Here is a 13,331-nt window from a genome sequence, read left to right as displayed (position 1 = left end):
CTGCCGCGCGCAGCGCTGACCCGTGAGGCCCGGCGACGAGGCGTCGAGCCAGTGGATGCGAGGGTCACGGCGGAACCAGGACCGTTGCCTGCGTACGTAGCGCCGCGTACCGATGAAGGTCAGCTCCTGCGCGCGGGCCACGTCGTATTCACCGTCGATGGCCGCCATCACCTGTGCGTATCCGATCGCGCGAGCAGCGGTGACACCGTCCCGGAGGCCGGCCGACAGCAGTGTCTCCACCTCGTCGACGAAACCCGAACCGAACATCGCACTCGTGCGTCGCTCGATCCGTTCGTCGAGCTCTGCGGTGTCGCGATCGAGCGCGATCACCGTCGTGTCCCACCTGGGGGCACCGATCGTCGGCGCCGACGCGGCGAAGGGCTGACCCGTCAGTTCCACCACTTCCAACGCCCGGACGATCCGGCGACCATCGGTGTCCAGGATCTGCCGGGCGGCTTCCGGATCCACCTGCGCCAGCCGGTCATGCATTGCCCGTGTCCCGATTCGCTCCAGTTCGTCCTCGTGGCGCCGTCGGACGGCCGGATCAGTGGCCGGGAAGTTCCAGTCGTCGAGGAGTGCCTGGATGTACATCATCGATCCACCCACCACCACCGGCGTTCGCCCCTGCGCCAAGAGACGCTCGATGTCCTCGCGGGCGGCCTGCTGATACCTGGCGACCGTCGCCGTCTCGGTGACGTCGAGGACGTCGATCTGATGATGAGTGATCCCGCGACGCTCGTGCACGGGAACCTTGGCCGTACCGATGTCCATCCCCCGGTACTGCTGCATCGCGTCGACGTTCACGATGTCCCCGCCCAGCTCGACCGCCAGATCGAGCGCGAGGTCGGACTTGCCGCTCGCCGTGGGCCCGATCACCGCGATGGGCTTCGCCCCGGCGGTCACGTGTTCCACCAGGCCACTGTGTAACCCACACCGAACGGCGCCCCCGAGTAGCGGACCTCGGACGCCAGAGATGGTCCGGCAAAGGCTCCAGATGCCACCTGCCACGCTGCCCTGCCCTCGACGCCGAACTCGGTACACCGCGATTCGTCGAGCCCCGAGATCGTGTTGTGGTCGGCCGCTGCGAGCGCGCCGTCGATCATGTCCTGGAACTCGACCGCACCGCGCTTCTGGCCACCGGGCGACTTCTCGGTGATCGTTGTTGCACCGTCGGCCACCACGAGCAGACCCACAGGCTCCGGGGTCGAGGCGAGCCTCGACCGCAGATCGGAACCCTGCCGTAGACACGACTGGGCGGGCGCAGCCGGGTCCACGACCTCCACCGTGAGCGCAACATGGGGAGCCGTCTGGGTCCGGAGCCATCCCCCGATCAACACTGTCGTGGGCATACCGGCATCGGTCGGCTCATCAGATTCCGGGACCAATTCCACTGCCACATCGACACCGAAACCCGCCAGGGTTCCCCGCGGAGACATCTCACGTCGAGCGTCTCCGGCGCCGACAAGTACCCAGCGACTGCACATTTCGGCGAGTCGTCCACAGACGTCGAATGCCGCGGCCCGCACCGGCGCGACTTCCGAGAGCGCCGGCCCGGACAGTTCTGGCACCAATACCGGCGCGCCCGGGACAAATGCAGCGGCAACCAACACCTGCGCCACGCTAGCCGACGCGCGTGAACCCAGAATGCGCCCGACCGGCCGATTGTCCACGAGTGTCCACACACAAGCCGGTGACCTGCTTCAATGATAGGGGCGGTGCGCCGCCACCCGGGTGTGGAGACCGTTCACCGCCGGTAGACAAACGCAACTGGCAGCCGTGTCGCGCGGCAGGAAACTAGGTACTGAGATGACCGAGCAGCACACGCCCGCACCGGCCGCACCAGAGACACCGGCGCCCGCCCCGGGACCCAAGCCTGGTCCCCGGCCCGGCCCGCGACCGGGCCCGCGCCCCGGTCAGCACCCCCGGCCAAAGTCCACCCGGCACCTGCGGATGTGATACGTCCGGCGTCGGATCCCTCGAAGTTCGGGCGTATCGACGATGACGGCGCCGTGTGGCTCAAAACCTCCGAGGGCGAACACCAGATCGCCTCGTGGCAGGCGGGCACAGCCGCCGAAGGCCTGGCGCACTTCGGTCGGCGATTCGATGACCTCGTGGTCGAGGTCGAGTTGCTCGAGGAGCGCCTTGACGCCGGTACCGGTGATCCCCGCAAGACCAAGACCGCAGCGGCCGCACTACTCGACACGTTGCCCACGGCAGCGGTCATCGGAGATGTCGATGCCGTCGCATCGCGACTGAAGCTGATCATCGACGGCGCGGACGGCGCCGCCGAAAAGGTCAAACACGACCGGGACGAAGCCCGTGCAAAGGCCGTCGCCCGCAAAGAAGAGCTCGCTGCCGAAGCAGAGCAGATCGGGTCGGAGTCGACCCAGTGGAAAGTCGCCGGCGACCGCATGCGGGTCATCCTCGAAGAGTGGAAGACCATCAAAGGCGTCGACCGCAAGACCGACGACCAGCTGTGGAAGCGCTACTCCAAGGCCCGTGACACCTTCAACCGCCGTCGCGGTGCACATTTCGCCGAGATGGACCGCGAACGCGCCGGCGCCCGTTCGCGCAAGGAAGAGCTGATCGTCGAGGCCGAGGCCTTGTCGTCGTCGACCGAATGGGCCGACACCGCAGCGAAGTTCCGCGACCTGCTGACCCAGTGGAAGGCAGCCGGACGCGCACCACGCGACCAGGACGACGCATTGTGGGCGCGGTTCAAGGCCGCCCAGGATGTCTTCTTCAGCGCCCGCAACGCCGCGTCGTCACAACGCGATGCCGAGTTCGAGACCAATGCGAAGGCAAAGCTCGAACTACTTGCGCGGGCCGAGAAGTCCATCGATCCGCAAGCTGATCTCGAGGCGGCTCGTCGCGAGTTCCGCACCATCCGGGACCAGTGGGACGAGATCGGCAAGGTCCCGCGCGAACAGATGCACTCCCTCGAGGCACGAATCAAGGCTGTGGAGAAGCGGATTCGCGACGCCGAGTCCGCTCAGTGGCAGCGCACCGATCCCGCGGTGAAGGCGCGTGCACAGCAATTCGCCGACCGCGTGGCCCAGCTCGAGGATCAGGCTGCCAAGGCGGAAGCCAACGGCAAGAGCAAGGATGCGCGCAAGCTACGCGAACAGGCCGAACAGTGGCGCGAATGGGCGCGTGCAGCCGAAGGCGCCATCGGGGACTGACGTCGGCCTGGCATCCTCACGGATGCCGGCCGGCCGGCGGCTTGCTAGAGGTCGTCGCCCTCTGAGCGACGGCTTTCACGCCGGCGTTCGGATGTTCGCCGCTGGAGCGCGAGCGCCCGCTCTTCCTCGGCCGCGGCCTCGTCGCGACGCTGCGCCTCGAGAGCCAACTGGTAGTTGGTACGGGCCCACACCACGCGCGACCAGTGGAAGGTGATCACGAACATCGCCACCCATCCGATGATCAGGCCGATGCCGACGCCGCTGGGCGGCTCCTCTCCGGACACTCCCGGAGTGTTGCGCGACCACCACGCCAACAGACCCGCGAAACAGGACACCGCACTGCCGCACAGGGCGATCCAGGCGAAGACCCATCGGCGGGTGAGCAGCGCGAGCGCCGAGAAACCGATCCCGAAGACGAGCTGCAGGACCACGAACACGCGCGAGGTGATGGTCACCCGCTCGGCCGCCGCGTCCGAGCTGAACGTGATCACGTCGATGCCGGTCACAGACCCGGTGTGGGGCAGGACGAAGGACAGAATCGCCACCAGTACCGCGACCGCCACCACCACGGCGCGGGCCCCGGGGTCGATCTCGCCGGCGACCTTGCGTTCGGCCTTGCGTAGATCGCCCTTGAACTGATCGAAACCCGCTGGGTCCGGTCCGTTGTTCTTCTCGGTCATCAGAGCTCGCATCCTGCGCCACAGGTAGATTCAACCGGCGCTTCGACAGGCTTCCCGATCGGTGGCAGACCGAGTCCGACTCCGATCGGCGGGGTTTGGGGGGTGGTACCGGCCGCGTGCGCGTCGCCGGCCCGGGTACGCCGATGGCCACGGATACCGTCATCGGCCAGCAGATAGTGCGGTGCCGCACCGGTCAAGATCGTGTCCACCAGATCGCCCGGGCGGACGGCGTCGCCCTCGGTGACGAAATGGACGAGCCTGCCATCGCGCGCACGGCCGGTCATCCGGCCCTGATCTTTTCGGCCGTCGGCGGTTACCAGGACCTCCACCGGCGCCCCGATGAGCTTCTGGTTCTCCTCCAGGCAGATCCGGTCCTGTAGGTCGGTCAGTCGCATATAGCGCTCGCTCACCACATGTTTGGGTACCTGGTCGGCCATGTCGGCCGCGGGTGTCCCCGGCCTGGGCGAATACTGGAAGGTGTACGCACTGGTGAATCTGGCCTCGGCGACCACGTCGAGGGTCGCCTGGAAATCCTCTTCGGTCTCACCGGGAAATCCGACGATGATGTCGGTGGTGATGGACGCATGCGGCATCGCCGCCCGCACCCGCTCGATGATCCCGAGGAACTTGGTGCTGCGGTAGCTGCGGCGCATCGCCTTGAGGATCCGGTCAGAACCCGATTGCAACGGCATGTGCAGTTGGGGACAGACGTTCGGGGTCTGCGCCATCGCCTCGATCACGTCGTCGGTGAACTCTGCGGGGTGCGGCGACGTGAACCGCACACGTTCGAGACCCTCGATGTCACCGCAGGCACGCAGCAACGCGGCGAATGCTCCCCGATCGCGTCCCAGATCCGGATCGGCGAACGACATCCCGTAGGCGTTCACGTTCTGGCCGAGCAAGGTGACCTCGACGACCCCTTCGTTCACCAGCGCCTGCACCTCGGCGAGGACGTCTCCGGGCCGGCGGTCGACCTCCTTGCCGCGAAGAGCCGGAACGATGCAGAACGTGCAGGTGTTGTTGCAACCGACCGAGATCGACACCCACCCCGAATACGCGGACTCGCGTTTGGCGGGCAAGGTGGACGGAAAGGCTTCCAGTGCATCGATGATCTCGACCTGGGCCTGCGCATTGTGGCGAGCGCGTTCGAGCAGCACCGGCAGGGATCCGAGGTTGTGTGTTCCGAACACGACGTCGACCCACGGGGCCTTCTCGAGGACGGTGCCGCGATCCTTCTGGGCAAGACAGCCACCGACAGCGATCTGCATTCCGGGACGACTCGCCTTGACCGGTGCCAGGTGCGAGAGGTTGCCGTAGAGCTTGTTGTCGGCGTTCTCCCGGACGGCGCAGGTGTTGAAGACCACCAGGTCGGCATCACCATCGTCGGATGCGCGGACATAACCGGCGTCTTCGAGGAGGCCGGAAATACGCTCGGAGTCGTGGACATTCATCTGACAGCCGTAGGTGCGGACCTGGTAGGAGCGCCCCAGGGTGTCGGGGTGCCCGGTCTGCGGATCCGTCATCGAGATTGTCACTCCTCCCAGGGTACTTGGCCCATCAGACCAGGTGAAATTGGCGGCTGAGCTGCGGCGATCCACCCCGCCAGCCGGCGATGTTCCCGGTCCCCCGCTGCTCGCCCACACCGGCACCTTAAGGTCGACAGTTATGACAGCACCTCGAGCGGGCTCGTCCGCGCCTCACCCCGACGGGCCGGCCGCCACACAAACCGCCCCGCCGATGATCACTCTGCGCGACGTGCAGAAGCACTTCGGCGACCTCCACGTGCTCAAGGACATCGACCTCGAGGTGCCCGCCGGCCAGGTCGTGGTCATCCTCGGTCCGTCGGGATCGGGCAAGTCGACCCTGTGCCGCACGATCAACCGGCTCGAGCCGATAGACAGCGGCGAGATTCGTATCGACGGCAAGTTGTTGCCCGCCGAGGGCAAGGCGCTCGCCGCCCTGCGCGCCGACGTCGGAATGGTCTTCCAGTCGTTCAACCTGTTCGCGCACAAGACAATTCTCGACAATGTGACGCTGGCACCGATCAAGGTGCGTGGCAAGGACAAGGCCGCGGCGAACAAGCGCGGGATGGAATTACTGGAGCGAGTCGGCATCGCGAGCCAGAAGGACAAGTACCCGGCGCAACTCTCCGGCGGGCAGCAGCAACGCGTTGCCATCGCACGTTCACTGGCGATGGATCCCAAGGTCATGCTGTTCGACGAGCCGACATCCGCTCTGGACCCGGAAATGGTCAACGAGGTCCTCGATGTGATGGTCTCACTCGCGAAAGAGGGCATGACGATGCTGGTTGTCACCCACGAGATGGGGTTTGCCCGCAAGGCGGCCGACCGGGTGGTCTTCATGGCCGATGGCGCCATCGTGGAGGACACCGACCCCGAGTCGTTCTTCACCCGGCCCGAGTCCGGGCGCGCCCGTGACTTCCTCGGCAAGATCCTCGGCCATTGAAAACGTCGGCAACGAGGGAGCGCACCATGCGCCAGAACTCGAAACACTGGATCCTGCTCCCGGTCCTGGCCATCGTGGTGCTCTGCACAGCACTCACCGCATGCGGTAACACCAGCCCGCGCAACCTCATGGAATCGATCGAGAGCGGCTCGGTCATCCTCGGCACCAAGTTCGATCAGCCCGGCTTGGGTCTGCGGCACCCCGACAAGTCGTTCACCGGATTCGATGTCGCCGTGTCCGAGTACGTGGTCAACACCATCGCGCAGAACAACGGATGGAAGAAGCCGAAGATCACATGGCGGGAAACCCCGTCTGCGCAACGCGAGACGCTGATCGACAACGGTGAGGTCGACATGATTGCCGCCACCTACTCGATCAACGCGGCCCGCTCGAAGAAGGTGAGTTTCGCCGGCCCCTATCTGATCAACTATCAGGGGCTGCTGGTCCGTGAGGATGACGACAGCATCACCACGCTCACAGATCTGAACAAAGGCAAGAAGCTGTGTTCGGTGACAGGCTCCACATCGGCCCAGAACGTGAAGAACCAATTGCCCAAGATCCAGCTGCAGGAGTACGACTCGTACTCGTCCTGCGTGGAGGCTCTGCGCCGCAACAAGGTTGACGCCCTCACCACCGACGAGGCCATCCTTGCCGGGTTCTCCGACTTCTTCCCCGATGAGTTCAAGATCGTCGACATGACGTACCCCAAGGACGCGTGTGTGACCTCGAGCGGGAAGAAATCGCTCAAGAAGGCCGGCACCCCGTTCTCGACCGAGCGATATGGCATCGGGATGCCCAAGGACTACCCCGAATCCGTGACAGCGGTGAACGAGGCACTCGAGTCGATGCTGGCAAAGCCCGCCGACGGCGGCGAGTCGGCCTGGGAGATCGCCTTGCGTGACGAAATCGGCGACAGCGAAGTCGATTCGATGATCGAGCGTGCGCAGGGTCCCGATTCCAAATACCAGTTCACCCCCGTGCCAGGAGACCTCGGCTTCCTCGAGTCGACGTCCACCCCATGCCCGGCGGAGCTGTCATGAGTGAACTCTGGTCCGACATCGGACCGCAGCTGTGGCCTGCCTACTGGGTCACGCTCAAGCTCACCTTCTACTCCGCCATCGGATCCCTCATCTGGGGCACCGTTCTGGCCGGCATGCGGGTCTCTCCTGTCCCCGTCATGCGTGTGTTCGGAACCTGGTACGTCAACATCGTCCGGAACACTCCTCTGACGCTCATCGTCATCTTTGCCTCGGTCGGCCTGTACCAAAACCTCGGGCTGAAGCTGGCCCAGGAGAACGACGAGTTCATCACCAACAACAACTTCTGGCTCGCCGTCCTGGCCTTTGTGCTCTACACGTCCACGTTCGTATGCGAGACGCTGCGGTCGGGGTTCAACACCGTGCCACTCGGACAGGCCGAAGCGGCTCGCTCCCTCGGCCTGCCGTTCAGCAAGGTGTTCGGGATCATCGTGCTTCCCCAGGCGGTCAGATCGGTGATCGGTCCGATGGGGAGCGTGCTGATCGCACTGACCAAGAACACCACGATTGCTTCGGCGATCGGCGTCGCCGAGGCCTCGTTGCTGATGAAAGAACAGATCGAGAATCACGCAGATCAGGTGGTGGGGATCTTCGTCATCATCGCCATCGGGTTCATGGTGATCACCCTCACCGAGGGATATGTCTTCGGTTTCCTCGCAAAGCGTCTGGCGGTCAAGCGATGAGCAGTGCAACAGTTCTCTACGACGCCCCGGGGCCCAGGGCACGGCGTCGCAATCAGCTCATCGCTATCGGATTCGCGGTGGTGCTGCTCGCCATCGCGATCTACGTGATCGTGGCACTGGCCGGCAACGGGCAGCTGACCAGCGAGAAGTGGAAGCCGTTCCTGGAACCGGACACGTGGACCACCTACCTGCTGCCAGGTTTGTGGGGAACACTCTCCGCTGCGGTTCTGTCGATCGTGTTGGCTCTGTTGCTCGGCGCGGTTCTCGGTATCGGCCGACTGTCCGATCACCGTGCGATACGCGGACTCAGCGGAGCGGTGGTCGAGTTCTTCCGGGCCATTCCCGTACTCATCCTGATGATCTTCGCCTACTACCTGTTTGCCGAATACGCCGTCTTCCCAGCCGAAGACCTGGCCTTCGCTGCTGTGGTGACCGGACTGACGCTGTACAACGGCTCGGTCATCGCAGAAATCCTGCGGGCAGGCATCACATCGCTACCGAGCGGCCAGCTCGAGGCGGCGAACTCACTCGGCCTGCGCAAATCACAGACCATGCGACTGGTCTTGCTTCCGCAGGCGGTGACAGCCATGTTGCCTGCACTGATATCGCAGATGGTCATCGCTCTGAAAGACAGTGCACTCGGATACGCGATCGGTTATGTCGAGGTGGTCCGGTCCGGCATCCAGTCGGCATCGTTCTACGGCAACTATCTGCCGGCCCTCGTGGTGGTCGCCGCCGTGATGATCCTGCTGAACTTCGGGCTCTCCACGTTGGCCACCGTCATCGAGCGGAGACTGAGGGAAGGCAAGAATCGCGGACCGGTCGCAGATGTGAAAGTGGACGAGCAGGCCGCTGCTATCTGACCTTTACTCGGCAGTGAGCTGGTTCAGTTCCTCGTTCACCAGACTCATGGCTAAAGACGGTGCGTACCCACGTCTGGCCAGCATTGCTACCAGACGCCGAACGTGTTTGTCCCGCTGGGCCCGGTCGGTGATGTCTTCGGCCGTCAGGCGAGACGTCTTGCGGCGCAACAGGTCTGCTGCCCGTTGGCGTTCGGCGTCATCGTCGATCTGATCGAGTGCGTGCTCGATCACGGTGTCGGCGACGCCTTTCTGCCGGAGCTCGTGCCGTAGAGCAGTGCGTCCCTTGCCGCTGTGGCGGTGTCGGGAATGCACCCATTGCTCGGCGAAATCGACATCGTCGAGCAGACCGGCCGCAGCGAGCCGAGTCATCACTGATTCAACCTCGGTGGGCGCAAAGTCTTTGTCGTGCAACCGTTTGCGCAGTTCTGCCTGACTTCGTGCGCGGACGCCGAGCAACCGCAATGCGGCGTCATACGCCGATGCGGTGGTAGCGGTGCGGCCGCCGGAACTCTCCGGGGCAGGCTGCGTGGCCGGCGGACCGACCGGGACAGAACTGCGGGAGAGGATGTCTGCGATCGCGGACCGCAGCTCGGCGGTGCTCTCGTGGACGTCCTCTCCCGCAGGCCTGTTCACCTGAATCGGCGTCCTAGAACTCGACCGGTGCCGGCGCGACGGCATCTTCGGTCAGGACAGCGCCGATCCCGAGCTTTTCCTTGATCTTCTTCTCGATCTCGTCACGCACCTCGGTGTTCTCGAGCAAGAACTTACGAGCATTCTCCTTGCCCTGGCCCAGCTGTTCACCTTCATAGGTGAACCAGGAACCGGACTTGCGGACAAAGCCGTGCAACACGCCCATGTCGATCAGCGAACCCTCTTTGCTGATGCCCTGGCCATACAGGATGTCGAACTCTGCCTGCTTGAACGGAGGGGCAACCTTGTTCTTGACAACCTTGACGCGAGTGCGGTTACCGACCGCCTCGGTACCGTCCTTGAGGGTCTCGATCCGGCGCACATCCAGACGGACCGATGCGTAGAACTTCAGCGCCTTACCACCGGTGGTGGTCTCGGGAGACCCGAACATCACGCCGATCTTCTCGCGCAGCTGGTTGATGAAGATCGCGGTGGTACCCGAATTGCTCATGGCACCGGTCATCTTCCGCAGTGCCTGGCTCATCAATCGCGCCTGTAGACCGACGTGACTGTCGCCCATCTCGCCTTCGATCTCCGCACGCGGCACGAGCGCCGCGACCGAGTCGATGACCAGGATGTCGAGAGCACCCGACCGGATCAACATGTCAGCGATCTCGAGTGCCTGCTCACCGGTGTCCGGCTGTGACACCAGCAAGGCGTCGGTGTCGACTCCCAGTCGCTGGGCATAGTCGGGGTCGAGAGCATGCTCGGCGTCGATGAAGGCCGCGATGCCGCCCGCGGCCTGCGCATTGGCGACCGCGTGCAGCGCAACGGTGGTCTTACCCGACGATTCCGGGCCGTAGATCTCGACGACGCGGCCACGCGGGAGACCACCGATGCCGAGCGCGACATCGAGTGCAATCGAGCCGGTCGGGATGGTCGCGATCGGCTGGCGGGCGTTCTCACCGAGACGCATCACCGAACCCTTGCCGTAGTTCTTGTCGATCTGGGCCAATGCCAGGTCGAGGGCCTTCTCGCGGTCTGGTTGGGCTGCCATGGTTTCCCCTAGTGTTTGCGCCGAGTTGTCGGCGGTGGTGGTGCCGCCGGTCTGGCGGGATCGGGCTTTCTTTCGCGTATTCGGCATCTCTTTGCGCACTGACATCACGCTAGATCAGCCCTCTGACAATCCCGGATCTCGACGTTTCCCATCGTCGCGTCGAACACCACCCACTGTAGGCGAACGCTTGTTCGAGTCAATGACCCGGACATCCGACACGCCGGGGCAAAAGAACAACCCGCTACCAGCGGTCCCGCGGAACATCGAAGTCTCGGCACAGCGCTGTCCACACATCCTTGGGGTCGATCCCCGCATCGAGGGCCTCGGCGGCCGTTCGACCACCGAGATCGGTCAGGACATGGTCGACAAGCATCGAATTCGCGGTGGTCGTCCCGAACTCCGTGGTGATGAGTTCGGAGAATTCGGTCAATCGCACGTGATCGAGCGTAGCGAAACGATCAGGGTCGCGCTGCCCCGACACATACCGCCACCGGGTCGACAACGTCGACACCGGTCCGTGCGCCGCGCCGGGCGGCGTCGGTGAATGACTTGTTGTCCAGCACCTTTCGGCACTCGGCTGCCAACGACTCGACGGTGGTGGGCCTGACCACCGCGGCACTTCCCCATCGGCGGGCACGCTGGGCCAGCTCCCATTGATCGCCACCTCCGGGTACGAGAACCTGCGGTACACCGGCCAGCATGGACTTCGCCAGCATTCCGTGTCCTCCACCGCAGATGACGAGCGCTGCGTCGTGGAGGAGCTCGTCTTGCCTGCCGTGTCCGGCCACGGCCCACGACGGCAGATCACCGACATCGGGATCGAGTCCCGAGACCACCGCCCGCACCGGGCGTCCTAGTACGCGCGGGTCGAGGGCAGCCAGCGCCGCCTCCACCAGACCTGTCGAACCGGTCACCGCGGTGGACGGGGCGATGACAACCAACGGGGCGTCACCGGGCGGGCGTGGGAGAACGGTGTCGGTGGGCTCCCACAGTAGGGGGCCGACCACCTCGGCTCCGTCGGGCCAGTCCGGGCGCGGCACCTCCAGCGCCGGAAGGGTGGCGATCAGCCGCGCTCCCGGATGCGGTTGCACGGGATGGAGTCCGATCCCCACCCGGGCGGCCGCACGCTGTTGTTGTCCCACTCGGATGGATCGGCCGGTGGCCGCGCGCATCAGCGCATCACGCACCCTGCCGGACAGGCCCGTGCCCGGTTCCAGGCCGCTGCCGACAGGGGGAAGCCCCACCGAGGGTTGGTACAGCGGATGGGGCGAGAGTTCCACCCATGGGGCACCGATCGTCTCGGCGGCCCAGCCGCCGCACACGGTGATGACGTCGCCGACCACCAGATCGGGTTCGAGTTCGGCGAGCACCGGCGCCAGTTGCAGGCTCATCCGCGCCGCGCGTGCACTGAGTTTGTCACCCGCATCGGTGTCGTCGTCAGCAGCCGACGCCGTCAGACCCGGGAGCTCTCGGACGTCGAGGCCGCGAGTCGTTGCCTTCTCGATCCACCGCGAACCCGTGTACACCACTGCTTCGATGTCGTTGTCCTGCAACAACTCCGCCAGCGCGAACACCGGAAAGGCATGACCGGCGTCAGAGCCTGCCACCAGAGCTGCCCGCACGCGTGTCCCCCGTACCGCCGATCACGAACCGATCTTGGTCGAACTCTTGTCAGAAGCTGCCCACTTGATCACCGCGACGATCCCGATCACGACGAGCCCGATCACGAGCACCGTGAGCAGACCCTTCACCACGGCCATGATCAGCCCGAAGGCCAGCCACACCACAAGTATCGCGAGAAGAACTTTCCACCACATGACATCTCCTGTCGTCCGAGTGACCTCAACGGTGCCAGTGCTCGGTCCCGATGTCAGTCGAAAACGACCAAGATGGGGGGAAGTTCAGGGACTACCCTGACCCCGGAGACGTCAGTTGGCCTGCGGCTTCTCGATGTTCGTCTTCGCCTGGTCGACGGCCGGCGTCGCGGCCGAGTCTCCGGCAGCCAGTGATTCGCCCGCCATGGACGCGCGGATCTGCTCGAGACGTGAGTGTCCTGCCATCTGCACGCTGGCCTGCTGCACTTCGAGCATCCGGCCCTGAACCGAATTGCGCGACAACTCGGCCGATCCCAGTGCATTTGCGTAGCGCCGCTCGATCTTGTCCCGCACCTGGTCGAGGCTCGGCGTGTTGCCGGGGGCAGAGAGTTCACTCATCTGGTTGAGCGATGCCGAGACCTGCTCTTGCATCTTGGCCTGCTCGAGCTGACTGAGCAGCTTGGTGCGCTCGGAGAGTTTCTGCTGCAGCGTCATCGAGTTCTGTTCCACCGCGCGCTTGGCCTGTTCAGCCGCCTGCAGCGACTGGTCGTGCAGTGCCTTGAGGTCCTCGACGCTCTGTTCCGCGGTGACCAGCTGAGCGGCGAACGCCTCTGCGGCATTGGTGTATTCGGTCGCCTTGGCGGCGTCGCCGGAGGCGGCGGCCTTGTCGGCCAGCGTCAACGCCTGACGGGTGTTGGCCTGCAGGCGTTCGATGTCCTCGAGCTGACGGTTCAGCTTCATCTCCAACTGGCGCTGGTTGCCGATGACCGCCGCAGCCTGCTGCGACAATGCCTGGTGCTGACGCTGCGCGTCCTCGATAGCCTGCTGGATCTGAATCTTCGGGTCGGCGTTCTCGTCGATCTTGGCGTTGCCGAACGCCATCAGGTACTTCCACGCCTTCACGAATGGGTTAGCCATT

13 protein-coding genes and 2 pseudogenes are annotated in these 13,331 nt (G+C 64.8%); 5 read left to right on the top strand and 10 right to left on the bottom strand.

Going from position 1 to position 13,331, the window contains the following annotated elements; translation table 11 throughout:
- Positions 1–15: 15 nt before the first annotated feature.
- A pseudogene (gene miaA, locus MVA47_RS15575) lies at positions 16–903 on the bottom strand (tRNA (adenosine(37)-N6)-dimethylallyltransferase MiaA); the annotation flags it as partial.
- On the bottom strand, positions 900–1,610 hold the full coding sequence (locus MVA47_RS15570; RefSeq protein WP_247208583.1) for a hypothetical protein: 711 nt from the start codon (positions 1,608–1,610) through the stop codon (positions 900–902). The gene MVA47_RS15570 and the pseudogene miaA, both read right to left, overlap by 4 nt.
- 196 nt (positions 1,611–1,806) lie before the next feature.
- Here MVA47_RS15570 and MVA47_RS15565 point away from each other — a divergent pair.
- Positions 1,807–3,182 (top strand): annotated as a pseudogene (locus tag MVA47_RS15565) (DUF349 domain-containing protein).
- A 44-nt stretch (positions 3,183–3,226) separates the two neighbouring features.
- On the opposite strand, the gene MVA47_RS15560 reads toward MVA47_RS15565, so the two are convergent.
- Both MVA47_RS15560 and miaB read right to left on the bottom strand, forming a co-directional pair.
- Entirely contained in the window at positions 3,227–3,862 is a 636-nt protein-coding gene (locus MVA47_RS15560; protein WP_030163432.1) for a hypothetical protein, read from the bottom strand.
- On the bottom strand, positions 3,862–5,385 hold the full coding sequence (miaB, locus tag MVA47_RS15555) for a tRNA (N6-isopentenyl adenosine(37)-C2)-methylthiotransferase MiaB (RefSeq protein WP_247208582.1): 1,524 nt from the start codon (positions 5,383–5,385) through the stop codon (positions 3,862–3,864). The genes MVA47_RS15560 and miaB overlap by 1 nt, the downstream gene beginning before the upstream one ends.
- 214 nt (positions 5,386–5,599) lie before the next feature.
- Here miaB and MVA47_RS15550 point away from each other — a divergent pair, with 214 nt between their 5' ends.
- The 4 genes from MVA47_RS15550 to MVA47_RS15535 are packed head-to-tail and all read left to right on the top strand — an operon-like array spanning position 5,600 to position 8,911.
- Complete coding sequence (locus MVA47_RS15550; protein WP_247210826.1) at positions 5,600–6,328, top strand: amino acid ABC transporter ATP-binding protein; 729 nt, start codon at positions 5,600–5,602, stop codon at positions 6,326–6,328.
- Positions 6,329–6,354: 26 nt separating this feature from the next.
- Complete coding sequence (locus MVA47_RS15545) at positions 6,355–7,368, top strand: glutamate ABC transporter substrate-binding protein (protein ID WP_281504776.1); 1,014 nt, start codon at positions 6,355–6,357, stop codon at positions 7,366–7,368.
- A complete protein-coding gene (locus tag MVA47_RS15540) occupies positions 7,365–8,048 on the top strand; it encodes an amino acid ABC transporter permease (RefSeq protein WP_030163440.1) in 684 nt (227 codons plus the stop codon). Before MVA47_RS15545 ends, MVA47_RS15540 begins: the two co-directional genes overlap by 4 nt.
- Positions 8,045–8,911, top strand: a complete 867-nt coding sequence (locus MVA47_RS15535; protein ID WP_247208581.1) for an amino acid ABC transporter permease — start codon at positions 8,045–8,047, stop codon at positions 8,909–8,911. Before MVA47_RS15540 ends, MVA47_RS15535 begins: the two co-directional genes overlap by 4 nt.
- Positions 8,912–8,914: 3 nt before the next feature.
- Here the strand turns inward: MVA47_RS15535 and MVA47_RS15530 are convergent, their stop codons facing one another.
- The 6 genes from MVA47_RS15530 to pspA all read right to left on the bottom strand — a co-directional run bounded on the left by MVA47_RS15530 (position 8,915) and on the right by pspA (position 13,330).
- A complete protein-coding gene (locus MVA47_RS15530) occupies positions 8,915–9,544 on the bottom strand; it encodes a regulatory protein RecX (RefSeq protein WP_247208580.1) in 630 nt (209 codons plus the stop codon).
- Positions 9,545–9,557: 13 nt separating this feature from the next.
- Positions 9,558–10,598 carry a recombinase RecA gene (gene recA, locus MVA47_RS15525; protein ID WP_099385068.1) on the bottom strand — a complete coding sequence of 347 codons (1,041 nt, stop codon included), beginning with the start codon at positions 10,596–10,598 and terminating at the stop codon, positions 9,558–9,560.
- 241 nt (positions 10,599–10,839) lie between these two features.
- Positions 10,840–11,034: a DUF3046 domain-containing protein gene (locus tag MVA47_RS15520; RefSeq protein WP_247208579.1), complete on the bottom strand. Its 195-nt coding sequence runs from the start codon at positions 11,032–11,034 to the stop codon at positions 10,840–10,842.
- Positions 11,035–11,056: 22 nt separating this feature from the next.
- The gene (locus MVA47_RS15515; protein ID WP_247208578.1) at positions 11,057–12,220 is read right to left on the bottom strand and encodes a glycosyltransferase; all 1,164 of its coding nucleotides are present in this window, start codon (positions 12,218–12,220) and stop codon (positions 11,057–11,059) included.
- Positions 12,221–12,241: 21 nt separating this feature from the next.
- Positions 12,242–12,415, bottom strand: coding sequence for a hypothetical protein (locus MVA47_RS15510; protein ID WP_169805145.1), 174 nt, complete (start codon positions 12,413–12,415; stop codon positions 12,242–12,244).
- Positions 12,416–12,526: 111 nt separating this feature from the next.
- The gene (gene pspA, locus MVA47_RS15505) at positions 12,527–13,330 is read right to left on the bottom strand and encodes a phage shock protein PspA (protein ID WP_023959686.1); all 804 of its coding nucleotides are present in this window, start codon (positions 13,328–13,330) and stop codon (positions 12,527–12,529) included.
- Between the last annotated feature and the right edge of the window lies 1 nt (position 13,331).

Source organism: Williamsia sp. DF01-3, assembly GCF_023051145.1.
Classification (GTDB): domain Bacteria; phylum Actinomycetota; class Actinomycetes; order Mycobacteriales; family Mycobacteriaceae; genus Williamsia.
The sequence above is the reverse complement of the archived record's forward strand: the minus strand, read 5'-3'. Positions and strand labels throughout refer to the sequence as shown.

Excerpts from the sequence above, each read along its gene's own strand:
- MVA47_RS15560 (WP_030163432.1), bottom strand. The coding sequence starts at position 3,862 with ATGACCGAGAAGAACAACGGACCGGACCCAGCGGGTTTCGATCAGTTC.
- miaB (WP_247208582.1), bottom strand. The coding sequence starts at position 5,385 with ATGACGGATCCGCAGACCGGGCACCCCGACACCCTGGGGCGCTCCTAC.
- MVA47_RS15550 (WP_247210826.1), top strand. The coding sequence starts at position 5,600 with ATGATCACTCTGCGCGACGTGCAGAAGCACTTCGGCGACCTCCACGTG.
- MVA47_RS15545 (WP_281504776.1), top strand. The coding sequence starts at position 6,355 with ATGCGCCAGAACTCGAAACACTGGATCCTGCTCCCGGTCCTGGCCATC.
- MVA47_RS15540 (WP_030163440.1), top strand. The coding sequence starts at position 7,365 with ATGAGTGAACTCTGGTCCGACATCGGACCGCAGCTGTGGCCTGCCTAC.
- MVA47_RS15535 (WP_247208581.1), top strand. The coding sequence starts at position 8,045 with ATGAGCAGTGCAACAGTTCTCTACGACGCCCCGGGGCCCAGGGCACGG.
- recA (WP_099385068.1), bottom strand. The coding sequence starts at position 10,598 with ATGGCAGCCCAACCAGACCGCGAGAAGGCCCTCGACCTGGCATTGGCC.
- MVA47_RS15510 (WP_169805145.1), bottom strand. The coding sequence starts at position 12,415 with ATGTGGTGGAAAGTTCTTCTCGCGATACTTGTGGTGTGGCTGGCCTTC.
- pspA (WP_023959686.1), bottom strand. The coding sequence starts at position 13,330 with ATGGCTAACCCATTCGTGAAGGCGTGGAAGTACCTGATGGCGTTCGGC.